Below are 21,912 nucleotides of genomic sequence, written 5' to 3' on the forward strand. Positions count from 1 at the left end.
CGTGTACACTGAGAAAAGGGTTACTTACTGGACAAGATACCCAATAAAGAATTTAAACCAAATTATGAAAAAAGGCGGAATCTAAAATGACAAATCCTGAGCAAACGAATTTACCACCAAAAACATGTTCAATCGAACGTCTAATTACGATGGAATCTGATATTGAAAAAGTACTGCAAGGTGTAAAAACAGCAACACGTCGTAACGGTCGTTATGCCGATATTGGTGAGATTATGGAATTAAACGGACAGTCCTTCATCATCAACAATGTGTACATCCAAGCACTTGGTGACTTAAACGAAGAACACGCACGTCAAGAAGGTTTTCAATCGGTCGAAGACTACAAACAATCGATTTTGTCATACCACCCTGGCATGCCTTGGTTACCTACAATGACTGTATGGGTTCATGAATTTTCCCCGGTAAAAGCTTAACCTATGAATGATTTTTCCATTTACATCGTCTTCATCCATGTTTTAAGTGCAGTTTTGTCAGTAGGTCCCTTGTTTGTGTTGTTTGTTGTTCTACGGAAAATGCAAGAAAGTGATCGCCAGCTTGATCAATCACTCATCTCCATTTTTCGTTCAGTTGTTCGACTCATAAAGCATGCCGGGCATGTCCTCGTCGGCTCCGGAGTTTTACTCATTATCATTGGACCTTGGCCATGGTATACGTCATGGATTGTAATGACAATTGCACTTATGGTGGTTTCCATTTTCTTTCTTGCCCGTGCATTTTCAAGCACTCTCAAGAAATTTGATGACGTTGAAGCTGATCGTTTTTCTTTAATTTCCAAACTTCGGAAAGCAACATGGATTTATATTATATTATTGGTACTTATGCTTGCTTTAATGGTTATAAAGCCAACATTGTGGTGAATTGAAACGATGCAGGATGAACTTTCATCCTACATCGTTTTTTTCGTTCTTTTATATGCTTCCTTATTAATGAATAATTTGGGCAATTATTGCCATAGTAAGACGGATGGATATATTTATTGGTTAAAAATAAGGAGGACTTTCTATGGAAGACCATACACAAATGAGCTGGAAAGAAGATACAATCATTGGGCAATTACACAATTCCGTAGACAATGCTGCGATGGCGGTAGGACAAGCTTTAACGAACCCGTCTGAGCAATTTATCCACCAAGCCCACGAAATGATTGAGCGTGCTGATCGAGCGGTCGAAAATGCGCTGAAAAACCAAGGGCAAACAGATCCGGTTAGTTTACTTCAGGATCAGTTAAGCGTACAAAAAGAAAAATTGAATCGACTTCACTAGACGAAAGAGAAATTCTTTATTTTTATCTATTTATGAATGCTGTCAGAGTGTCTTTGCGGTTAGCGTAAATATAAGATAAACAACAAACCAAATTTTTAATTTAAGTATGCCCGCAAACTGGATGCTCATGCTTTAATCAATTAAAGAGACCCATCAGTTCGCTGATGGGTCTTCACCGTTTTATACAAACTTCATAAGGGTATCAATAGAAGTAGACGAATAAATTCGGAGGTGCTTCACAAATGGAAGAACAAACAAGAACGATTGTTCAGCAATCATTGAATGCATTATTGGAAAATGAATCATTTCTGCCTGAATTAAAAGGAGACATGCGCAAAACGGCGTTCACTTCTCTCAGCGCAATCCTTTCAACACCGAACCAGATACATAAATCATTTTTACGTATTCCCTTGGAAGCAGGGGAAGTAATCCGCATTCCTTCCTATCGCGTCCATCATAATGATGCACTGGGACCTTATAAGGGTGGGATTCGTTTTCATGAGTCCGTCAATGAAGAAGAAGTCGTGAATCTAGCGTTTTTAATGACATTAAAAAACTCCCTACATAATGTTCCTTTTGGAGGAGGAAAAGGCGGAATCATTATTGATCCCAAAGCATTTTCTGAACAGGAATTGCAACGCATTTGCATTAAGTATGTACGCTATTTCAATAACGTCTTAGGTCCAGACAAAGACATTCCAGCACCGGATGTAGGCTCAGGCGAACGTGAAATGGACTGGATGATGGCTGAATACAAAAAAATCAATCCTGGCCAACCCTACCTCGGTAGTTTCACAGGAAAAAGTGTAATCAACGGAGGCTCTTTAGGTCGCCGTGAAGCAACCGGTAAAGGCGTCTACTTCACTTTCCGTTATTTACTGAACGACTATGTAAAAACAAACGAAGAAACATTAACTGCATCTTCCAATCCCTTTGCCAAGACAGCAGTGGAGTATGTGGATCGACCTTTGAGTGTAGCTGTTCAAGGATTCGGTAACGTAGGATCGGTATCCGCCTTGGAAGCCTTCCGATGTGAGCATATCCAGAACAAAGTCGTTGCGGTAAGCGATCGGAATGTAACTCTATTCAATGCAGATGGGTTGGATATACCTGCACTCGTGAACTTTTCCGCAAACAATCACGGGGATTTACCAACAACTCCAGAACAGTTGAAAGAAATAAATGTAAGTGCTGAAATTCAATCACGCGAAGATATTTTAACCATGAACGTTGATGTGTTGTTCCTGGCAGCTTTGGAAAATCAGTTGACAGATCAAAATATGACAGAAATTAAAGCCCGTATTATTGTCGAAGGCGCAAACGCTCCCACCACTAAAGAAGCAGATGATTATTTAAGCGCAAAAGGAGTCGTTATCATTCCTGACATTTTAGCAAATGCAGGTGGTGTAATTGTTTCTTACCTGGAATGGCTTCAAGGTCGCGAAACCCAGTTCTATACAGAAGAGCAAGTCCACTCCCAGTTACTCGAAAAAATGAAGAACACGTTGGATATTATTCTTCCGCAATATTTTGGCGATCCCTTCCCGCTTCGTCAAAACTGTTATATTCACTCGGTAACGCGATTATCGACTGTCTTATACAAACAAGGGAAACTATATTAAAAACCAAAAAGTCGCGGGTAGAGTCTTCTCACCATGCGACTTTTTGATTTAATTAAATAATAGTAACTTTTTCTTTTTGAAGCTCTAATAGCACCGGATCTTCTGTTTTCGTAAAATCCAATTTCAGCTTTTCTAATTCAAGGCGCATTTTTTCCGTTTCCGCGATAAAATTTTCACCCTTCAACTTTTCAAGTTCCAACTCATCTTTTAGCATTTTAGCTCTCAACTTCTGATTTCCTCGTAGATGTCCCAAAATAATAGCTGTGAGCGGAATTGAAAATACCATGACGACTGCAATCAATCCTATTAAATTCTCCATGAATTCACCTCAATTTTATTAGTAGTGTATTTCTAATATAGTCATTTGCTTTATGTGTTATACGAGCTTAAGGTAGACTTGGTTTCAATTGGAATAGAAATTCCACTTTCAGCTTCTGCATCTTCAGGACACTCAAATTGCTTCAGGTAAGCAACCTTACCGTTTTTCATAATGATATACGAATAAATCATCGCTTCTTTTATAACCAACCCATCATCACTTTTCCAAATACCTCGATGTTTTAAAACCAATTTTTCTTCTTTTACATAACTATTTAAGGTTTTTAATGTCATTCCCGTTCGAATAATGCTTTTCACCAAAGATTGCAACCCAAAATTCGACTCTTTATCATCCACAACTTCAACGTGTTCATCAGTTAACTTTAGCAATCCATCAATATTACGTTCATTCCAATATTGCTGCCATTTCGCAGCAACAATAAGTGTGAGCTGATTTTTCATAAAGATAAATCTCCCATTTGTRTGATTTGAGACATTAAAGGTTCTAACTTTATAGTTTACACAACTTTTGAATTACATAGGTTATAGATTTCGACAATAATTCCAGAAAACCTGCTTCTTATGTCACATAATAACACCGTTTTCAATTATTTTTCTATTGAACAGCAGTTTAAACCATTAAATTGAAACTCCACCTAACGAGAAAATCCAAAATACGCAAGGCACATTGAGCTCACGGAAGTGTAATTCCAAAATGCTCTCTATGTTTCCTGACGCTTTTAGATCATTCCAGTTTGCACAAAATACTTTCGCTGCTTTTATGAAGAGTGCTAGGCTGCCAAAAATAAGTATCTTTAAAGGCTAGATTTTCATACAAGGGTTATAATTTAATCAATTTTTTCTTCTAGTCTGAGAAAAATAGTAAGTAATAAAAACAACTCTTCTAATCATCCTGACCTATATGATAGATGTCATGCCTTCCACTTGACGTTTATGTCTTTTATTATCTGCTCCTAATCCCTATTCTTAAGGTAACAAGTTTTTAACGAAAAATTAAAATACATTTTTTCCAGGAGGACGCTATGAGTAAGGAAAAAACAATGCAGTTGCGTAAGCAAGTGGCGCCATTTGAAAAGTCTGATACGTCAGCGAGTATCATGCAAATTATTAATACGATTCCCCCGTTTTTCATTTTATGGTACTTAGCATATTTGAGCTTAGATGTTTCAATTTTTTTAACAATCGCTTTGGCAGTGATTGCATCAGGCTTTATCGTTCGAATCTTTATCATTTTTCATGACTGTACACATGGTTCATTCTTCAAGAGCAAGAAAGCCAATTCTATCTTGGGAACCATTACAGGTATTTTGACTTTGTTTGCTTATGAAAAATGGAAACGCGATCACTCGATTCACCATGCAACAAGCAGTAACTTGGATAAACGCGGAACTGGCGATGTTTGGGTTATGACGGTTGATGAATATATCGAAGCAACACCTGGTCGTCGTTTTGCTTATCGTCTATATCGCAATCCAATAGTAATGTTCGGTTTAGGACCGTTCTTCTTATACTTGGTATCAAATCGTTTCAATCGTAAAGATGCACGCAAGAAAGAGCGCAACAACACATACTTCATCAACGTTGCAATCGTTGCCTTGTATGCTTTTATGATTTGGTTAGTAGGCATCCAAGCGTTCGCAATTATTCAAGGAACGATCTTGATTGTTGCCGGTTCTTTTGGAATCTGGTTGTTCTACGTACAGCATCAATTTGAAGATTCTTATTTCGAAGATGAAGAACAATGGGATTATGTAAAAGCTGCAGTTGATGGCAGTTCGTTCTACAAATTACCTAAAGTGCTTCAATGGTTAACAGGAAACATCGGTTACCACCATGTGCATCATTTAAGCCCACGAGTACCTAACTATTTGTTGGAGCAAGCACATGAATCGACACCACCTCTTCATAAAGCAACGACCATTACATTGAAAACAAGTTTWCAATCGATTCACTTCCGCCTATATGACGAAACGAAAAAAACGTTTGTAAGCTTCAATGAAATTAAACATTTACTGAACGACACGAAAACTTCTTTGCAAATGCAAACAAAACGTTCAAGCATTCAAGAGAAATAGTAAGATGAAAAACCATTCCGCATAGGGAATGGTTTTTCTGTCTGTTATAATTAACTCAAGACAAAAGCACCTAATTTATGGAGGCACTTATGCAAAGTTGGTATCAGATTTTCCCTAAAAACCCTTATGTCAGTATTTACATATGGATTATTTTTTGTATTTTGCCGTTATTTTATATATTCAAATCGTACTCACCATCAGAAAGTTTCCTTGGACTGCTGTTAGTTTTAGGGTTCTTTTTAACATATCGCCGATCGTTCATGTCAAAAGGATGGCGTATGTATGTGTGGATTGCTTTTCAAATTGCCATCAGCATAACGTTGATTATATTATTTGGTTATCTTTATTTTTCATTGTTCCTGGCATTTTTTATAGGTAACATTCGCAACAAAGCTGGATTCATCACGATGTACGTCGTTCACCTTGTAACCACGATGGTGTCTGTCAGCATTGGGTTCTTCACACAGTACGACCTACTTGTATCTCAATTTCCGTTCATTCTAATCGGCGTCATCGGTGTGATTTTATTGCCTTTCAATTCGTACAATCGCAATAAACAAGAAAAACTCGAAGGCCAACTGGAGGATGCCAACAAACGCATTTCGCAATTGCTTGTCATGCAGGAACGCCAACGAATTGCACGTGATTTACACGATACATTGGGTCAAAAGCTTTCTTTAATCGGACTGAAAAGCGATTTAGCCAGTAAAGTAATCGAAAAAGACCCCGTTCGGGCTAAAAACGAGCTTCATGATATCAATCACACTGCTCGTATAGCGTTAAAAGAAGTACGAGAACTAGTTTCAAATATGCGATCAGGCAAGCTGGTGGATGAACTTTTACGTGTCCAGCAAATCTTGAAAGCTGCAGAAATCGACTTTCGAGTTAAAGGGAATTCAGTGCTAAAAGATACTCCATTACTCGTTGAAAATGTTTTAAGTATGTGTTTAAAAGAAGCGGTAACCAATGTTGTCAAACACAGTCAGGCCACGTTTTGTCACGTGTTAATTAAACAATCACAGACTGAATTGTTTCTTCAAGTACAAGATAATGGCATTGGGCTTGAAGGAGATAAACAATTTACAGATGGCAATGGCTTGCGTGGAATGAAAGAACGTCTAGAATTTGTCAACGGAATCATTGAGATATTAAGCATCGAAGGGACGACCCTTAATATCCGGATCCCACACGTCATCTTACAATCAATTGAGGAGGAAAATTCATGATTCGTATTGTCATTGCTGAAGATCAACGCATGTTACTAGGAGCTCTTGGTTCATTACTCGATTTGGAGGATGATATGGAGGTTGTCGGTAAAGCGCATAATGGGGAAGAAGTATTGTCTTTAGTCCACCAATTGAATCCCGACGTATGCATTATGGATATTGAAATGCCTTCGAAAACTGGTTTGGACGCTGCTGAAGAACTGAAAGATCACGATTGTAAAGTAATCATTCTTACAACATTTGCCCGATCAGGTTATTTTGAAAGAGCTCGAAAAGCAAATGTCATGGGATATCTCTTGAAAGACAGCCCGAGTGAAGATTTGGCCAACTCTATTCGCAGTATCATGGAAGGACGCCGCGTATACGCACCGGAGCTCATCGACCTTGCGTATAGTGGCGACGAAAACCCTTTAACGGATCGGGAACATCAAGTACTCGAATTGATAGCTGACGGTAAAAACACAAAAGAGATTGCGAGTCAGCTATACATTACAACCGGTACGGTCAGAAACTATATTTCCGTAATCTTAGACAAACTGGACGTAACCAATCGAATTGAGGCCATTTCACGTTTTAAAGAAAAAGGCTGGTTTAAGTAAAAACTCTACAAATTAAAAACACGCTTAGTGGCAATTCCTAAGCGTGTTTTATTTCTTATTCGATGCCTGGTATTGTTCCGAGATGATGAAATCATCTTCCATTAGAACATAAGGATGTGTTTCCATCAAAATCTTTTTTATATAGTCTGGCATTCTCTTTCCTTCGTACGCACAGATTAATGGAAACGACAGCTGATTTACAGCTTCGTCTACTATTTTCTCAAAATCTTCTATGAGATGTAGGGGCTCTTCCATAGTTGCCCACTCCACATGCGCCCACGAACGGAATGAGATATTATTGTCCACGTAGGGCTGTACTGTTTTATTAAAGTAATCCGTGATTGCAGGAGGATGATAACTGCCACTAGAAAAATAAAAATCGAAGCTGTTTACAAAGTGTATGAACTCCATTTGTTCTTTCGTTAACTGTCTGCTCAGCTCTTTGTGAATAATAGGGTAAAGACGGGCATTTTCAATAATAATTATGTAATCTCCTGCCGCAATACCATCTAGTATAAAATTCATAATCTGTTTATGGTAATTATCCATTCCATTGTATGAATACAGTACATGCACATTCCTTTGGTCCTCAAACAACTGATTCATTTTACTTTTCATGTAATCATTCCTTCTCTACTGTATCTCCTTAATTATACTAGAATTATGTAAATGGTGTATATCAAGAATTTCCAGTTTCATTAACGAGGACCATTCGTCTAGGTATGTTAGATTGATTTAATCAGTGTACATTATTTCGGTCTTTATCTCCTGCAATCTTCAGGTACTGAACGTGCCATTCCTCAGTCACCGTGCTTATACTTACACCAATGAACCCTTCGTTTAAAAGTCGTTGCTGAGTGGCGGTGTCTGACATCGGAATCAGCCTCTCTTCAGAGGACTTAACATCGTTTTGCTCATCTTTGAACGTTTTCATAAACACATATCGAAGTTTGCCACCATATTTTTGGCTCAAGGCCACAATGTGAAGACCCAGTACAAATTTATCCTTTAGGCTAGGAATGTTAAACGGCGCAACTGTTGAACAAACATAATCGTACCGAAAGCGATCGATGGTGCCCATTACAATCTTCCCCATTTGAAGCTGAAGACCTTTTCCGCGATAGTCTGGGTGAACGATGGATAGTTCCAAATAAATGACTCGACTTAATGCCCCCAATGATAGACCCGCATCTAACCCTAAGTGATCTCCATCAATGAATGGCATCAGCAACGCGCGGAATGCAACCAGTTTTTGTCCTTCAAACAACCCAACTATTAACCCGTTACCGTTCAAAATAAATTCAAATTCAGATCGAGATAATGGTTGTAGCGTATCTGTAGAAGCCATATGTTTTTTTGCAAGTTGCTGTAGCTCCAACATGTTTGGCAAGTCATGATGCTCCAAGACTTTAGGTGAGAATACCATTGAATCTATTATGATTGGTTCCATTAGTTGATCACCGCTTTCTTTTGAGTTGAACTCTTTAAAATTCATGCCTGAATTAGCTATATTCATTGTTTACGTGCTTGCCCCAATACCGCATGGTACGATGTAGACACAATTAATAAGATTAGTATTATCTTTCTTAAAGGAGATTTGAAATGATGGACCAAAAAACAATGACCGACTACATCATCCAAAAATATCAAGAAGACGAACATGTGATGATTCAACTATTTGTGCAATGGTGTCAAAACTATGATATTGACCCTTTATCTTTATATCAAAAAGCATACCCTACCCAAGGTGCCAATGAAACTTTGAAATCAATCATCGAAAACAACGAGCCAATAGATTTAGACATTGATTCAGGCACACTTATTGAGATTCTTCAAATGTTCGGGAACGATGATCTCGCATTTATGGTGTCTGAAGAGGCTAATAAGCTTAAAAAGTGAAAGAGATGCAAGAAATCACCTGATATTTCACTAGTCCAACTAACCTCCCTCTTTTTCCAACTAAAGCTCTTTATTTTCAAACTAAACCTTATCTCGACATATTTCCACGACGAAAAAAAAATCTTATTTTTTGCACTCTATCGAAAAAGATTGTGGTCGGCTATTTCTTTCGCTTTCCGCGGACGAAACGCTAGCCTCCTCGACTCAGCTGTCTATGACAGCTGAGCCTGTGGGGTCTAGCTTGTTTCGCTTTTCCGCAGGAGTCTTCAGAAATAGCCAACCACCTTCCAACTTAAATATTTTGCAGAGACACGCTTACAGAAGCAATTTCTTTTGATTGGAGTGGAGGCGGCGGAAAACAACTGCTCCTGCGGTTACTCGTCGCAAAGATTAGGACCAAATTGCCTTTGGTCCCAATCTTTTCAGCGGGAACAGCACGAGCTGAAGACCCCGCAGGAACGTAGTGACGAGGAGGCTGAAGCCGTGCCCGCGAAACGCGTCCGCCGCAATGGAAATCAACATTTTCACGCATAGGCTCTTTTTCAATAGTATACAGTTACATCCACTCATTTTTTTGTTTGTCTACAGTCTGAAAAGACTGTCCCCCTTCGGGCTCAGTCTTTTTTGTGTTTCTTATCGATTAAATGACTCAAACATTGAAGCGAATCCTAGACCAAGAACTACTCCTAATTCGCTGATGTACGGGATTCTATCTTACTTATCGAATCATTTTCGAAGGGTCTACAATTCGATCGAACTCTTCTTCCGTCAGTAGTCCACTTTGAAGCGCGGCTTCTTTCAGCGTACTGCCAGATTCATGTGCCTGCTTGGCAATTTTCGCTGCATTTTCATAGCCAATATGCGGATTAAGAGCAGTGACCAACATCAACGAATTGCTAACATGATGGGAAAGCTGTTCCACATTTGGATGAATGCCAACTACGCAATGGTCATGGAAGCTTCTCACACTGTCACTAAGCAATCTCACGGATTGCATAAAGTTATAGAAAATGACGGGTTTAAAAACATTCAACTCAAAGTTACCTTGGCTTGCTGCGAAACCAATTGTCGCATCATTACCCATTACTTGTGTAGTAACCATCGTTAGCGCTTCACTTTGTGTCGGGTTCACTTTACCAGGCATAATCGAACTTCCCGGTTCGTTAGCAGGAATGGTAATTTCACCGATTCCGCTACGAGGTCCACTTGCTAACCAGCGAACGTCATTCGCAATCTTCATTAAATCTGCAGCCAGTGCCTTAAGTGCGCCATGCGCATACACAAGTTGATCATGACTGGTCAAGGCGTGGAATTTATTCGCTGACGACACAAAATTCAAACCAGTCTCCCCGCTCACTTCAGTCGCCACACGTTCACCGAATTCCGCATGTGCATTGATGCCAGTTCCGACGGCTGTCCCTCCTATGGCAAGCTCACCCACATGAACAATGCTTTCACGAATCATCTCTTCGCTTTTAACGACCATGTGTTTCCACCCACTGATTTCCTGACCTAAGGTTAATGGTGTGGCATCTTGCAAATGCGTTCTGCCGATTTTAATAATATCTTTAAATTCATTTTCTTGTTTTTCGAAGGTTTGTTTTAAACGAGCTAGTTCTGGTAATAACATGGTCTGCAGTACTTCCACTGCCGCAATATGCATAGCTGTCGGGAAGGTGTCATTCGAGCTTTGCGATTTGTTCACATCATCATTTGGATGGAGTATTTCTTCACTCCCGGTTTCTTTCAACAACTGATTCCCTCGATGGGCAATCACTTCATTCACATTCATATTCGATTGTGTACCGCTCCCAGTCTGCCAAACGACTAATGGAAAATGTTCATCCCACTTACCTTCCCGTATCTCTGAAGCTGCACGAGAAATCGCTTGCATCTTCCCTTCACTCAAGGTGCCTAAATCAAAATTCACTTTTGCAGCTGCTTTCTTCAATACGGCAAATGCATGAATTAATTCAATGGGCATCAATTCGGTGCCAATCGCAAAATTCTCTTTGCTGCGTTGCGTCTGTGCACCCCACATTTTATCAACGGGTACTTGAATTTCCCCAATGGAATCATGCTCTATTCGAAATTTGGTCATGTTGAATACTCCTCCTTTGAGTAAGTTTAAAGAAAAAGGATTTAAAAATTCAAATATTTCAACTTAAAGCATTCGCATATTCTCTACAATACATACGCTTTTCTTAACATGAATAATAGTTTGTCACACGAAATGAACATTAAGTTCAGGAGATGATGTGTGTTGGAACCACAACCCATCTTATCTTTATTAAATAATCTAATGGAGCAAAATTAGCAGATGCAATACTAACTCTCATTCATGATGCAATTAAAAAGACATCCAATTTAATTGTCTAATTGGATGTCTTTTTTCGTTGGGATCAATCTWTTGAAGCAAGTTCAGGAATTGTCTTGTCCGTTCTTCTTTTGGATTTGAGAACATGTCTATTGGTTTGCTACGCCTAGTCAGTCCAATGAGATGGGCGTTTCAAGTATGAAGGTAAAATTGTTTCTTTGTCACCTTTAGCAGAGTTAATTTGCATTTGCGTTAGAAACATACTTGTTGAAAGATTCGCACCACTTAAATCTGCATCCCGTAAATCAGCACCAATGAAATCGACACCTCTTAAATCCGTATTTTGCATATCTGCTGCAATTAAATATGCTCCCCTCAAATCAGTCGCTCTTAAATCTTTTCCTTTTAACTTTTTCCCAATCCAATCGATTCCTCTAAAGTCATGTTTTCGCGTATTCTTAGCACCGAAAAACTTTAATATTAATTCATTTCTAATATACTTACTAGATTCTAAAAGTAATTCATTTACAGGCAGTCGATAAGTATTTATATCTAATAATAATAATGCATCAGCATCAAGCCGCGTTAAACTCTCTAATTGAACTAATTGTAAATTCAATTTAACTGTTAACGGATGTGAAACCTTGTAGGATAATGATTCTGCAATATACGCAATCATTTCGTACAGTTGCTCCATAATTGGAAATACACGAAACATTTTCTCGCCAACTTCAGGATTTTCTCGCCAGTCTATTCCATTGAAAGTATCTTGAGAAACCTTTTGTCCAGCTCCTAAGCAATCGAATACTGTACACCCCTTAAATCCATTTTCTCTAAGACTACTGTGAATTTGACAACGGTAATCTGACTTTAAATTAGGGCAAGGTATTCCAGATGCTTTATTAATTGCAAAATCACTTGATGCAATAATATTTAGAGCTGTGCAACATAGACCAAAGCAGTTTGTACAATCTGCTTGCAGACTCTCTCTAATTTCTTTAGCCGTTGCTAATCTTTTATCTCCAGACATTTCTCACACCTCGTAATTTTTATCTTCCACACCAACATTTTATACACACGTAACTGATTAAAAATAGATTGCATTCTCTTAGTGGTTAGCAAGATTTTCAATGGAATTTCACTATAATTTAACATTATTTTCTTAAAATGAGTAGCCTCTATTTAAAAACGGATTGAAAGATTTTTAACAAAGTTCATTATTATGCCAAAAAAAGACATCCAATTAGACTGTCTAATTGGATGTCTTTTTACGTTGAATCAATCTCTTTTATTGAAGCAAGTTCAGGAATTGTCTTGTCCGTTCTTCTTTTGGATTTGTAAACATGTCGATTGGTTTGCTGCGCTCGATAATTTTACCTTGATCCATAAAGATGACTTCGTCCGCCACGTCGTTGGCAAATCGCATTTCATGCGTTACTACTACCATTGTGATGCCTTCGCCAGCTAAATCTTTCATCACTTGCAATACTTCCCCAACTAACTCGGGATCCAGTGCAGAGGTCGGTTCATCAAACAGCATCACTTTCGGTTCGAGCGCCAGCGCTCTGGCGATACCTACACGTTGCTGTTGACCACCTGAAAGTTGATGGGGATAGAAATCAAGCTTGTCCCCTAAACCCACCTTAATCAATAACTGCTCTGCCTTTTTACGCGCTTCTGCTTTTGACAGTTTCTTCACAGTAACGGGACCTTCCATTACGTTTTGAATGGCTGTCATATGTGGAAACAAGTTATAGTGCTGGAAAACCATCGCTGACTTTCTTCTAAATAGATCAATCGTTCTTTTAGGGACGGATTTCGAGAAATCCGCCGTCTGGTCATCGATTGTAATACTGCCTGAAGTCGGAACTTCCAATATATTTAAGCATCGAAGCAATGTCGTCTTGCCTGATCCAGAAGGGCCAATAACCACAATAACTTCGCCTTTATTAACTTGCAGGTCGATTCCTTTTAAAACTTCTAGATCGCCAAATTGTTTTTTTAATCCATTTATTGAAATCATCTCTTACTCCTTTCTTCATCCTTTTGTTATCTCGATACATAGCGATCGAAGCGATGTTCCAGTCGACCTTGGATAAGCGAAAGGAAGAAACAAATAATCCAATAAAGAATCGCTACTTCTGTATATAACAGTAAAACTTCATAATTTGTTGCCGCAATTTCCTGGGCTCTTCTGAACATTTCCGTTACGAGAATCAGAGATGCCAATGACGTATCTTTTACCAAACTGATGAATGTATTCGACAGTGGTGGAATGGACACACGAGTTGCTTGTGGCAAAATCACGCGCTTCAATGTTTGAGAATAAGTCATCCCAATCATATGTGCAGCTTCCCACTGACCTTTAGGTATAGAGAGAATAGCCGCACGAATTACTTCTGAAGCATAGGCGCCAACGTTTAAGGAAAATCCGATTACCGCCGCTGGAAATGGATCAATGACAATTCCTACAGAACCCAATCCATAAAATAAAATGAACAACTGTACCAATAATGGCGTACCGCGAATCGCAGACACGTAGAAACGGGCAATCCATTGAAACGGCTTAACGGTCGAGATTCTTCCCAAAGCCGTCAGTATGGCTAACGCAAGTCCTAATATAAAGGAGATTAAAGACAATGGAAGCGTATATACAACAGCACCCTCCAGCAAAGGCAGGAGGGATGATTGCGCGATATCTAGATAGCGCTCCATTTTTTCAGGGTCGACGAAAAAACTATTCCAAGACATTTTCGCCGAACCATTTTTCCGAGATTTCGTCGTACGTGCCGTCTTCAATCATTTCGTTCAAGGCTTTGTTTACAGCCTCCACTAAAGTTTCATTACCTTTGCGGAACATTAATCCACTTTGAGCCACGTCGTCTGCTTCATCTACAATTTGAATTTWTGCATTCGGTTTTTGTTTTTGGAAATCCAAAACGGAAAGTTTATCATTAATCGTTGCATCTACACGTTGAGAGTTCAACAATTCAATTGCTTGGTTAAATCCATCTATGCCTACCAATTCTGCACCATAAGATTTAGCAAGTTCAGCATAGTTACTTGTTAATGACTGCGCTGATTTCAGCCCTTTAAGATCTTCAAAGCTTTTTACTTCTTTGTTATCTGCATGTGTCACTAGTACAGCTGCTGAAGAAATATACGGCTCAGAGAAATCATATTTCGCTAGTCGTTCTTCTTTAATTCCTACTTGGTTAGCTATCATGTCAAAACGTTTAGAATCTAGACCTGCGAACATTGCATCCCACTGTGTTTCCATGAATTTCGGTTCCACACCTAAACGTGATGCGATTTCTTCAGCAATTTCCACGTCAAATCCAGTTAACTTACCACTTTCATCATGGTATGTGAATGGTGGGTAAGTTCCTTCAGTACCAATTAATAATTCCCCATCTTTTTTCACTTTCGCTAACAAATCGCTTTCAGATGAACTTGTGTTCTTTTCATCTTTAGATGCGTTATCGTCCTTCGAACCGCAAGCTGATAACATAAAGACTGCCGTAAGTAGCAGTGCTAATAATGTAGTTAATTTCTTCATTTTTATTAATTCCTCCTAATTCATATAGACTTACTTGGTATTACTAATCTTATAACATCGGATTAATTGCGTCAAAACAAAAATCTCAGTGCATTAAAACGCGAATAATTAAGAATTATCTCATTAATTCTGTCTCTTACTATGATGATGGAAATGAACCATTTCTATCCTGCTTTTTTGGTATTTTTTTTGATTATATACACTTGTTATCCCCGTTTACATATTGATGAAACTTAATCTTTTAAAGACATACGGTGAACAGAGCTTAAAAATTTCAGGGTTTAGGAAATCTATTATTTCCACTTAATTTTTGAAACAATAAAATTTTACAAAAAGAGTGAATTTTTCAATAAATAAAGATATAATAGTTTTTAGTTCGACATCCGTGATAAAAGGGAGAGATGAAAATGGTTCAAAGTTTACCTGCACGTTCAGATGTCAAAAGAGAAGAAACGTGGAATTTACAAGATTTGTTCACTTCAGAAGAAGCTTATCAAGATGCAATTGTCGCGCTTGAAAAAGAAGTGGATGCTTTCCATCAACAATTCAAAGGTCAGATTAAAGATGCACATTCTGCTAAAGAAGCATTAAAAGGATATGAAAGCTTATATAAAATGTTCGTTCCACTTGGCACCTACGCCGGCCTTGCATACAGTACTGATCAAACAGACAGTGATGCACAAATGCGTTCTGCTCGATTCGGTTCAGTGTCAGCGAGCTTAAGCAGTAAATTATCTTTTGTGGATAGTGAATTACTGGAGTTGCCTGTGGAAGTTTTGGAAGAAGCAATGAAAAACGCAACTGAATTCGGACATTATTTGAAGACATTGATTCGCAAAAAACCACATCAGCTTCATCCTGAAGTGGAAAAAACATTGGCTGCATACTCTTCTTCATTTGATGGTCCTTACGAGTTGTATAATACGACGAAAATGGTCGATTTATCCTTTGAAGATTTTGRAGTGAATGGTAAAAAATATCCGTTAAGCTATGTGCTTTTTGAAGGCGATTGGGAAGCGGAGACAGATACCGATGTTCGCCGTGCTGCATTTAAAGCATTTTCAAATCAACTGAAAAACTATCAGCATACAACAGCAAAAACGTACGATATGAATTTACAAATCGAARAAACAACGTCTGATTTACGTGGCTATGACAATATTTTTGATTATTTGTTGTTTGGTCAGGAAGTGGATAAGTCATTGTTTGACCGTCAAATCGACTTGATTATGACTGAGCTTGCACCACATATGCGTAAGTATGCGAAATTGCTTCAAGATGTTCACGGATTGGAAGAAATGACTTTTGCGGACTTGAAGATTCCATTGGATCCTTCATATGAACCAAAAATCACGATCGAAGAATCCAAGAAATATATGAACGATGCACTTGCGATACTGGGTGATGACTATTTGGACATGGTCAACCGTTCATTCGATGAACGCTGGATTGACTTTGCACAAAATAAAGGGAAATCTACTGGTGCTTTCTGCTCCAGCCCGTACGGTTTCCATCCTTACATTTTAATTTCATGGTCAAGCCGTATGAATGAAGTATTCGTGTTAGCACATGAACTGGGACATGCAGGTCATTTCTACAATGCCCATAAAAATCAAAATGTCTTTAACTCCCGACCATCCTTATACTTCATTGAAGCACCATCGACGATGAATGAAATGCTGATGGCGAACCATTTGCTGGAAAACTCGGACGATCCGAAGTTCAAGCGATGGGTCATTTCTTCTATCGTGGCACGCACTTACTACCACAACTTCGTGACACATTTACTTGAAGCTGCTTATCAACGTATAGTCTATGAACGCGTGGATGCAGGTAAAAACGTCAATGCGGGGATTTTGAATGAAATCAAACGAGGTGTACTGGAAGAATTCTGGGGAGATGCAGTTGAAATCACGCCAGGAGCTGAATTGACATGGATGCGCCAACCTCATTATTATATGGGCTTGTATCCATACACTTACAGCGCTGGACTGACAATTTCTACACAAGTTTCAAAACGTATTTTAGAAGAAGGCGAACCGGCTGTAGCTCAGTGGTTGGAAGTTCTTCAAGCAGGCGGTACGAAGTCGCCGGTTGAACTTGCTCAAATGGCGGGCGTCGACATTACAACTGAACAACCGCTTCGTGACACAATTGCCTACATCGGCGAATTAATTGATGAATTGGTGAAACTGACAAAAGAAATCGAAGCAGTACCAGCTAAATAAATTGAGCATAAAAAACGAACCTTGGTCTATATTTGACCAAGGTTCGTTTGCTTCTCACATTTTCAATTATTTTCTAACGATAGCGACCTGGACACTCTTTTTCCCAAACAGCTGGAATTTTCCTAGGAACGGCTTCGCTTTAAAATATGTAAACAATAAGCAACCCGTGATAACTATCAAACTTCCCATTCCCTGTATCCAAGTCATGCGTTCCCCTAGTAAAAGATAAGCAAGAATGGCGGTGAAAATCGGATTAAAATTCAGGAAAATGCCTGACGTCGTTGCACCTATTTTTTGAACGGCTATGTTCCATAACAACATACAGATTACCGTAGAGACGACTCCGGTATAAAGAACTGATTGAATGAAGGGTGTATCCATGTTGCTAATAGCAAAGTCCTTCACATTAAAAGGGATTAACATCATTACGCCAAAAACCCCAGAATACAATGTCGCTTTCAATGGCGTTGTATATTTCATCGCCCACTTGCTGATAACCGAATACAACCCCCAGATACATACCGCAGCCATCATTAATAAGTCGCCCTTATTGAAACCTATGGAAAAAAGTACTTCGACATGTCCTTTGTAAGAACCAACAAAACACCCGTGAAAGAAATAAACATAGAACCTATCTGGAATCTGTTGATTTTCTCTTTTAAAAACACAAATGAAAACAAGGCAATGGAAAACATATTAAACGTTGAAATCAATCCTACATTTGTTGCAGACGTGAAATTCAAAGACAGGAATTGAAAAAGGTTAAATAAAACAACTCCTGTTGCCCCCATCAATACGAGTGGCAAGATGGCTTTTCGGGAAAGCACTAGACTCTTCTCTTTCCACCACACAATTGGAATCAGGCAGATAACAGCGATTAACCATCTCAATGTCGTTAACGTCACTGGAGAAGCATGGTCCACTAATGATTTCCCTACAACAAAATTGCCACCCCACAACAAGCTTGTAAACAACAACAATAGATAATAAATGTATGGCATATCATCCACCCCCTCTTCCTATTAAATTAATTTTAGCACCTTTATAGTTTTTACAATATATTATTTTGTTATATCCGTTGAATTCAAAATAAACAAAAGAATATACTATAGATACTTAATATTATTCCATTAAATACTTGACCAAGAGGCTTTTTTGGAATAAAAAAGAAAGAGGTAAACTCCATGGAATCATTGATTAGTAAAGTACTCGATCCAATCGATATTCAAATTCTCGATATTCTGCAAAGACAAGCGAATATCAGCAACGCAGAGCTCGGTCGACGTGTCAGTCTGTCCCCCCCTGCTACGCATGCGCGCATAAGAAGGCTGGAAACCGAAGGATATATCAATAGACAAGTCGCCATTCTCGATCAGCAAAAACTCGGTTTCGACCTCTTGTGCTACATCTTTATCAGCACCGATATCCATCAGGCAGAGAAACTTGAAATTTTGGAAAAGAATTTGGAATCCCTCCCCGCTGTTTTGGAATGTCATTGCCTGACTGGCGAATACAATTATTTATTAAAAGTAGCGAACAGGAACCGCCATGAACTCGAACAATTCATTCGCAAACTGAATAAACTAGGCATCTCTCGAATCCAGACCAGTCTTGCCTTACGGGAAATCAAACACTCCACCGTTTTGCCCATCAATAATCTATAAATAACTTAAATTTTCATTTCATATGAAAAAGCGGCAGTTAAAAATCTGCCGCTCGCTGCATAATAAATATTAATATTATTTATCCGATTTTCGATGATGACAACTGATGCGGAATCAGATGTTTTTTATAGAAGAAAGCTAATGTGTTCATAACGCCAGCCGGAATTTTTTTCGGAAAGAATCGCTTCGTATAAAATTGTAGATATACCGCTTTTAAATCATTCCATTGGGAACAATCTTTTGTTTGCCTGAAACGAGCGACATCAATTAGCTTGATGTCGTTATTTGCAGTAATAATAATATTCCTTAAGTGAATATCTGAAGGATTCAGCCCCTTCTTTAATGCCATTGATAAAGCCCGATCAATCTCATCAATATGGCCGGAAGTAATGGGAATGCCTTGATTAACACATTTAAAAAGAGTACGTCCTTCTATATAATCCATAACAATATAGTTCTGTCCGGTATCATAAATGCTCGGGAAATACGAAATACCATGCAGTTCTTTATAGATATCCGCCTCTTCTTTTGCAATGTATGTGAATTCCGGAAAAAAGATTTTAATGGCTTTACTGGAAGCCTTAATCCGAAAGACAAAAGCACTTCTTCCGGTACCTACGAGTGTCAATGTATTGTCATAACTGAGAAGTCGATTCTTTTTTGCGGAAATGACGACTGAATTTGCAAGTTCTTGATAAGTTTTCAAACTTAGACCCCCCTTTCTATTATAATCAACAAAAAGAGACGTTATAACCAAAAGACCTCACCAAATAATTGGTAAGGTCTCGCAAACAACTTAATGTTAGTTGCCATCAAAGCCCCAGGAATAATAACCTAATTAAAGTTGCGCCCTTGCTTATTGGCAATGTCATGCGTCAAATCATTTAAGTTCTGTTCATTTTGGTTTGCATTGGATTGATTGTTCAATTCTTTTTCACCTTGAATATCATGCTGTTGATTATTGCGATTCTGTTCCACACGATTGTCGTGCAATTTTTGATTTTGTTTTAACTCTTTTTCGTTTTCTTCTTGCTGTTTCTGCCGTTTTTCAATTTCTACAGGCTCTGGCTCAAATTCAGGAAAATCCTCTTTTTCTCTCATGGTAAATGCCTCCTTTAGAATCTTCATCTTATGCTTATTATTCCCTTCAATTTGGAGGTAAAACATATGGCTTGTAAAACATATTTAATGTCCTATATATATTGTCTTATAGAAACATTTTCATACAACAACAGGAGGTTCTTCATGGTATATACATATATTGACGGTATTCCCGAAGAAAAGTATATGATTGGCATTCAACAACTTCATCAACACGTGTTCGAAGGAGCAGAACTCTCTCTAGAGGATTTCACAACAAGCATAACTTACTTACATGCCTTGTAGTTTCCAATGATGAAGTAATCGGTTTTAAAATGGGATATGAACTCAGCCCCGATATATTTTATAGCTGGCTTGGTGGTGTACACAGTTCTTATCGCGAACAAGGAATTGCTTCCAAACTAATGGCACTTCAACACAAGCTACTTAAGAATGCCGAATACAAAACGGTTCAAACGAAATCCAGAAATAATCGAAAAGAAATGCTGATTCTTAACATCAAACATGGTTTTAATATCATTTCCACGTATACGAGTGCTAAAGGGAAACATAAGATTATTTTGGAGAAAGATTTATAAGAACTTCACTATCCTTATCGCCATTTTACGGATAAATAATTGTAAGAGTCTTCTCATCCTTTCGACTGAAATGTGCGTGATAATGCTTATATTACCAACGATAGTGGTAGACTCATGGTAGACACTTAATGGACAAGGGGCTCGATTAATATGAAAGTATATGATGTAACAATAATAGGGGCAGGTCCTGCTGGATTATTTACAGCTTTTTACGGCGGTATGCGTCAGATGTCAGTCAAAATAATTGAAAGTTTACCCAATGTAGGTGGCCAATTAACTGCACTCTATCCGGAAAAATACATATACGATATTGCTGGATTCCCTAAAGTGTGTGCAAAAGATTTAGTAGCCAATTTATCCGAGCAACTATCTATTTTCTCACCCACTATCGTCACAGATCAGTCCGTGGAAGATATGACAAGACTTGAAGATGGTACATGGCAACTGACAACTGAAAAAGAGAAACACTTATCAAAATCAGTCATTTTCACCACTGGGAATGGCGCGTTTGAACCAAAGCGACTGGAACTCGAAGAAGCAGCCAAATACGAAGGTACGCAACTTCATTATTTTGTAGATGACATGGGCAAATTTGCAGGAAAAGACGTTGTATTATTTGGTGGAGGGGACTCAGCTGTCGATTGGGCACTCATGCTTGAACCCATCGCGAAAACAGTCACTCTCGTACATCGACGTGATTCTTTCCGTGCGCACGAACATAGCTTGGATTTGCTTCATCAATCATCTGTCGTCATCAAAACACCATTTGTAGTGGATCATTTTGAACCAGAAGGTGATACGTTTACGCATGTGGCAGTCCGAAAATCAGATGGTGATATTGAATTACTAAAGGCAGATTATGTCATTGTCAATTATGGATTCCGCTCACATATTGGCAACATGAAAAATTGGGGCATGGAGATGGAACGACATGCAATCAAAGTCAATTCCAGTATGGAAACGACTCTGCCGGGCGTTTACGCAGTCGGGGACAGCAACACGTATGAAGGTAAAGTTAAACTTATCGCCTGTGGATTCGGCGAAGCACCTATTGCCATTAATTCCGCGAAACACTTCGTGGATCCAGAAACAAAGAAACATATGAAGCATTCAACCGATTTATTTTCGCATTAAACTAAAAAAGAGCAGTGAATTCATGAAGAATTCACTGCTCTTTATCTATTTATACACTCTATAGCAAAACAGACTCATTACATAAACGTTCACGTAACTTCGTTACCGGTCGATAGAAGAACTGAATCATTGGACCAATCATAAGAGTCACAAAAATAGTACCCAATCCAATTGGGCCACCGAGAATGAACGCAATCACCAACACGCCAAGCTCCATCATGGTTTTAGAGACAGCCATGCTTTTGCCAGTCAAAGTTTGAATTGCCATCATCAAAGTATCCATAGGG

At 38.6% G+C, this 21,912-nt stretch carries 24 protein-coding genes and 2 pseudogenes; 13 read left to right on the plus strand and 13 right to left on the minus strand.

Annotation, left to right across the window (positions count from 1 at the left end; all coding sequences use genetic code 11):
- The first annotated feature begins 86 nt into the window (after positions 1 to 86).
- The 4 genes from AC1DSB_RS02730 (at position 87) to AC1DSB_RS02745 (ending at position 2,906) form a co-directional block, all read left to right on the plus strand.
- Complete coding sequence (locus AC1DSB_RS02730) at positions 87 to 434, plus strand: ASCH domain-containing protein (RefSeq protein WP_016428516.1); 348 nt, start codon at positions 87 to 89, stop codon at positions 432 to 434.
- 3 nt (positions 435 to 437) lie between these two features.
- Positions 438 to 878: a DUF2269 family protein gene (locus AC1DSB_RS02735; RefSeq protein ID WP_477531684.1), complete on the plus strand. Its 441-nt coding sequence runs from the start codon at positions 438 to 440 to the stop codon at positions 876 to 878.
- A 145-nt stretch (positions 879 to 1,023) separates the two neighbouring features.
- Positions 1,024 to 1,284 carry a hypothetical protein gene (locus tag AC1DSB_RS02740; RefSeq protein WP_477585705.1) on the plus strand — a complete coding sequence of 87 codons (261 nt, stop codon included), beginning with the start codon at positions 1,024 to 1,026 and terminating at the stop codon, positions 1,282 to 1,284.
- Positions 1,285 to 1,526: 242 nt separating this feature from the next.
- Positions 1,527 to 2,906, plus strand: coding sequence for a Glu/Leu/Phe/Val family dehydrogenase (locus AC1DSB_RS02745; protein WP_477531686.1), 1,380 nt, complete (start codon positions 1,527 to 1,529; stop codon positions 2,904 to 2,906).
- Positions 2,907 to 2,958: 52 nt separating this feature from the next.
- Here the strand turns inward: AC1DSB_RS02745 and AC1DSB_RS02750 are convergent, their stop codons facing one another.
- The gene (locus tag AC1DSB_RS02750; RefSeq protein WP_016428520.1) at positions 2,959 to 3,225 is read right to left on the minus strand and encodes a hypothetical protein; all 267 of its coding nucleotides are present in this window, start codon (positions 3,223 to 3,225) and stop codon (positions 2,959 to 2,961) included.
- A gap of 50 nt (positions 3,226 to 3,275) precedes the next feature.
- On the minus strand, positions 3,276 to 3,686 hold the full coding sequence (locus AC1DSB_RS02755) for a hypothetical protein (RefSeq protein ID WP_477531687.1): 411 nt from the start codon (positions 3,684 to 3,686) through the stop codon (positions 3,276 to 3,278).
- Positions 3,687 to 4,267: 581 nt separating this feature from the next.
- On the opposite strand from AC1DSB_RS02755, the gene desA reads away from it, so the two are divergent.
- From desA to AC1DSB_RS02770, 3 genes are all read left to right on the plus strand, one after another.
- Positions 4,268 to 5,320, plus strand: a complete 1,053-nt coding sequence (gene desA, locus AC1DSB_RS02760) for a Delta(5) desaturase DesA (protein WP_477585707.1) — start codon at positions 4,268 to 4,270, stop codon at positions 5,318 to 5,320.
- A gap of 89 nt (positions 5,321 to 5,409) precedes the next feature.
- On the plus strand, positions 5,410 to 6,546 hold the full coding sequence (locus tag AC1DSB_RS02765) for a sensor histidine kinase (RefSeq protein WP_477531689.1): 1,137 nt from the start codon (positions 5,410 to 5,412) through the stop codon (positions 6,544 to 6,546).
- Positions 6,543 to 7,145: a response regulator gene (locus tag AC1DSB_RS02770; RefSeq protein WP_477531690.1), complete on the plus strand. Its 603-nt coding sequence runs from the start codon at positions 6,543 to 6,545 to the stop codon at positions 7,143 to 7,145. Before AC1DSB_RS02765 ends, AC1DSB_RS02770 begins: the two co-directional genes overlap by 4 nt.
- Before the next feature lie 48 nt (positions 7,146 to 7,193).
- Here AC1DSB_RS02770 and AC1DSB_RS02775 read toward each other — a convergent pair whose 3' ends face one another.
- Complete coding sequence (locus AC1DSB_RS02775) at positions 7,194 to 7,763, minus strand: MEDS domain-containing protein (RefSeq protein WP_477531691.1); 570 nt, start codon at positions 7,761 to 7,763, stop codon at positions 7,194 to 7,196.
- A 121-nt stretch (positions 7,764 to 7,884) separates the two neighbouring features.
- Complete coding sequence (locus AC1DSB_RS02780; protein WP_477531692.1) at positions 7,885 to 8,661, minus strand: GNAT family N-acetyltransferase; 777 nt, start codon at positions 8,659 to 8,661, stop codon at positions 7,885 to 7,887.
- Positions 8,662 to 8,750: 89 nt separating this feature from the next.
- On the opposite strand from AC1DSB_RS02780, the gene AC1DSB_RS02785 reads away from it, so the two are divergent.
- Positions 8,751 to 9,044 (plus strand): hypothetical protein, encoded by a 294-nt coding sequence (locus AC1DSB_RS02785; RefSeq protein WP_477531697.1) that lies wholly within the window; start codon positions 8,751 to 8,753, stop codon positions 9,042 to 9,044.
- Between the two features lie 718 nt (positions 9,045 to 9,762).
- On the opposite strand, the gene fumC is transcribed toward AC1DSB_RS02785, so the two are convergent.
- The 5 genes from fumC to AC1DSB_RS02810 form a co-directional block, all read right to left on the minus strand.
- Entirely contained in the window at positions 9,763 to 11,145 is a 1,383-nt protein-coding gene (gene fumC / locus AC1DSB_RS02790) for a class II fumarate hydratase (RefSeq protein WP_477531693.1), read from the minus strand.
- 382 nt (positions 11,146 to 11,527) lie between these two features.
- Positions 11,528 to 12,391, minus strand: coding sequence for a pentapeptide repeat-containing protein (locus AC1DSB_RS02795; protein ID WP_477585709.1), 864 nt, complete (start codon positions 12,389 to 12,391; stop codon positions 11,528 to 11,530).
- Positions 12,392 to 12,649: 258 nt separating this feature from the next.
- A complete protein-coding gene (locus tag AC1DSB_RS02800; RefSeq protein ID WP_016428530.1) occupies positions 12,650 to 13,384 on the minus strand; it encodes an amino acid ABC transporter ATP-binding protein in 735 nt (244 codons plus the stop codon).
- A 26-nt stretch (positions 13,385 to 13,410) separates the two neighbouring features.
- Entirely contained in the window at positions 13,411 to 14,112 is a 702-nt protein-coding gene (locus tag AC1DSB_RS02805) for an amino acid ABC transporter permease (RefSeq protein WP_477531129.1), read from the minus strand.
- A complete protein-coding gene (locus AC1DSB_RS02810) occupies positions 14,099 to 14,920 on the minus strand; it encodes an amino acid ABC transporter substrate-binding protein (protein WP_477585711.1) in 822 nt (273 codons plus the stop codon). Before AC1DSB_RS02810 ends, AC1DSB_RS02805 begins: the two co-directional genes overlap by 14 nt.
- A 407-nt stretch (positions 14,921 to 15,327) precedes the next feature.
- Here AC1DSB_RS02810 and pepF point away from each other — a divergent pair, with 407 nt between their 5' ends.
- The gene (gene pepF / locus AC1DSB_RS02815) at positions 15,328 to 17,148 is read left to right on the plus strand and encodes an oligoendopeptidase F (RefSeq protein WP_477585713.1); all 1,821 of its coding nucleotides are present in this window, start codon (positions 15,328 to 15,330) and stop codon (positions 17,146 to 17,148) included.
- Positions 17,149 to 17,214: 66 nt separating this feature from the next.
- Here the strand turns inward: pepF and AC1DSB_RS02820 are convergent.
- A pseudogene (locus AC1DSB_RS02820) lies at positions 17,215 to 18,149 on the minus strand (DMT family transporter).
- Positions 18,150 to 18,332: 183 nt separating this feature from the next.
- On the opposite strand from AC1DSB_RS02820, the gene AC1DSB_RS02825 reads away from it, so the two are divergent.
- Positions 18,333 to 18,812 carry an Lrp/AsnC family transcriptional regulator gene (locus AC1DSB_RS02825; protein WP_477531127.1) on the plus strand — a complete coding sequence of 160 codons (480 nt, stop codon included), beginning with the start codon at positions 18,333 to 18,335 and terminating at the stop codon, positions 18,810 to 18,812.
- 79 nt (positions 18,813 to 18,891) lie between these two features.
- Here AC1DSB_RS02825 and AC1DSB_RS02830 read toward each other — a convergent pair whose 3' ends face one another.
- Positions 18,892 to 19,518, minus strand: a complete 627-nt coding sequence (locus AC1DSB_RS02830) for a protein kinase family protein (protein ID WP_477531126.1) — start codon at positions 19,516 to 19,518, stop codon at positions 18,892 to 18,894.
- A 128-nt stretch (positions 19,519 to 19,646) separates the two neighbouring features.
- On the minus strand, positions 19,647 to 19,913 hold the full coding sequence (locus AC1DSB_RS02835) for a hypothetical protein (protein ID WP_477531125.1): 267 nt from the start codon (positions 19,911 to 19,913) through the stop codon (positions 19,647 to 19,649).
- A gap of 144 nt (positions 19,914 to 20,057) precedes the next feature.
- Here AC1DSB_RS02835 and AC1DSB_RS02840 point away from each other — a divergent pair, with 144 nt between their 5' ends.
- From AC1DSB_RS02840 to AC1DSB_RS02850, 3 genes and pseudogenes are all read left to right on the plus strand, one after another.
- Positions 20,058 to 20,198, plus strand: coding sequence for a hypothetical protein (locus AC1DSB_RS02840; protein WP_477531124.1), 141 nt, complete (start codon positions 20,058 to 20,060; stop codon positions 20,196 to 20,198).
- A pseudogene (locus tag AC1DSB_RS02845) lies at positions 20,156 to 20,491 on the plus strand (GNAT family N-acetyltransferase); the annotation flags it as partial. The gene AC1DSB_RS02840 and the pseudogene AC1DSB_RS02845, both read left to right, overlap by 43 nt.
- 150 nt (positions 20,492 to 20,641) lie before the next feature.
- Entirely contained in the window at positions 20,642 to 21,625 is a 984-nt protein-coding gene (locus tag AC1DSB_RS02850) for an NAD(P)/FAD-dependent oxidoreductase (protein ID WP_477531123.1), read from the plus strand.
- 58 nt (positions 21,626 to 21,683) lie between these two features.
- Here AC1DSB_RS02850 and AC1DSB_RS02855 read toward each other — a convergent pair.
- Positions 21,684 to 21,912 (minus strand): DUF6198 family protein (locus AC1DSB_RS02855; RefSeq protein ID WP_477585715.1); only part of this gene is annotated, 229 nt, incomplete at its 5' end.

It is taken from the genome of Paenisporosarcina sp. P4_E4_2, assembly GCF_056401595.1.

What these genes read in the sequence shown, in the direction of transcription:
- AC1DSB_RS02730 (WP_016428516.1), top strand. Translation starts at nt 87, where the DNA reads ATGACAAATCCTGAGCAAACGAATTTACCACCAAAAACATGTTCAATC.
- AC1DSB_RS02735 (WP_477531684.1), top strand. Translation starts at nt 438, where the DNA reads ATGAATGATTTTTCCATTTACATCGTCTTCATCCATGTTTTAAGTGCA.
- AC1DSB_RS02740 (WP_477585705.1), top strand. Translation starts at nt 1,024, where the DNA reads ATGGAAGACCATACACAAATGAGCTGGAAAGAAGATACAATCATTGGG.
- AC1DSB_RS02745 (WP_477531686.1), top strand. Translation starts at nt 1,527, where the DNA reads ATGGAAGAACAAACAAGAACGATTGTTCAGCAATCATTGAATGCATTA.
- AC1DSB_RS02750 (WP_016428520.1), bottom strand. Translation starts at nt 3,225, where the DNA reads ATGGAGAATTTAATAGGATTGATTGCAGTCGTCATGGTATTTTCAATT.
- AC1DSB_RS02755 (WP_477531687.1), bottom strand. Translation starts at nt 3,686, where the DNA reads ATGAAAAATCAGCTCACACTTATTGTTGCTGCGAAATGGCAGCAATAT.
- AC1DSB_RS02765 (WP_477531689.1), top strand. Translation starts at nt 5,410, where the DNA reads ATGCAAAGTTGGTATCAGATTTTCCCTAAAAACCCTTATGTCAGTATT.
- AC1DSB_RS02770 (WP_477531690.1), top strand. Translation starts at nt 6,543, where the DNA reads ATGATTCGTATTGTCATTGCTGAAGATCAACGCATGTTACTAGGAGCT.
- AC1DSB_RS02775 (WP_477531691.1), bottom strand. Translation starts at nt 7,763, where the DNA reads ATGAAAAGTAAAATGAATCAGTTGTTTGAGGACCAAAGGAATGTGCAT.
- AC1DSB_RS02780 (WP_477531692.1), bottom strand. Translation starts at nt 8,661, where the DNA reads ATGAATATAGCTAATTCAGGCATGAATTTTAAAGAGTTCAACTCAAAA.
- AC1DSB_RS02785 (WP_477531697.1), top strand. Translation starts at nt 8,751, where the DNA reads ATGGACCAAAAAACAATGACCGACTACATCATCCAAAAATATCAAGAA.
- fumC (WP_477531693.1), bottom strand. Translation starts at nt 11,145, where the DNA reads ATGACCAAATTTCGAATAGAGCATGATTCCATTGGGGAAATTCAAGTA.
- AC1DSB_RS02795 (WP_477585709.1), bottom strand. Translation starts at nt 12,391, where the DNA reads ATGTCTGGAGATAAAAGATTAGCAACGGCTAAAGAAATTAGAGAGAGT.
- AC1DSB_RS02800 (WP_016428530.1), bottom strand. Translation starts at nt 13,384, where the DNA reads ATGATTTCAATAAATGGATTAAAAAAACAATTTGGCGATCTAGAAGTT.
- AC1DSB_RS02805 (WP_477531129.1), bottom strand. Translation starts at nt 14,112, where the DNA reads ATGTCTTGGAATAGTTTTTTCGTCGACCCTGAAAAAATGGAGCGCTAT.
- AC1DSB_RS02825 (WP_477531127.1), top strand. Translation starts at nt 18,333, where the DNA reads ATGGAATCATTGATTAGTAAAGTACTCGATCCAATCGATATTCAAATT.
- AC1DSB_RS02835 (WP_477531125.1), bottom strand. Translation starts at nt 19,913, where the DNA reads ATGAGAGAAAAAGAGGATTTTCCTGAATTTGAGCCAGAGCCTGTAGAA.
- AC1DSB_RS02840 (WP_477531124.1), top strand. Translation starts at nt 20,058, where the DNA reads ATGGTATATACATATATTGACGGTATTCCCGAAGAAAAGTATATGATT.
- AC1DSB_RS02850 (WP_477531123.1), top strand. Translation starts at nt 20,642, where the DNA reads ATGAAAGTATATGATGTAACAATAATAGGGGCAGGTCCTGCTGGATTA.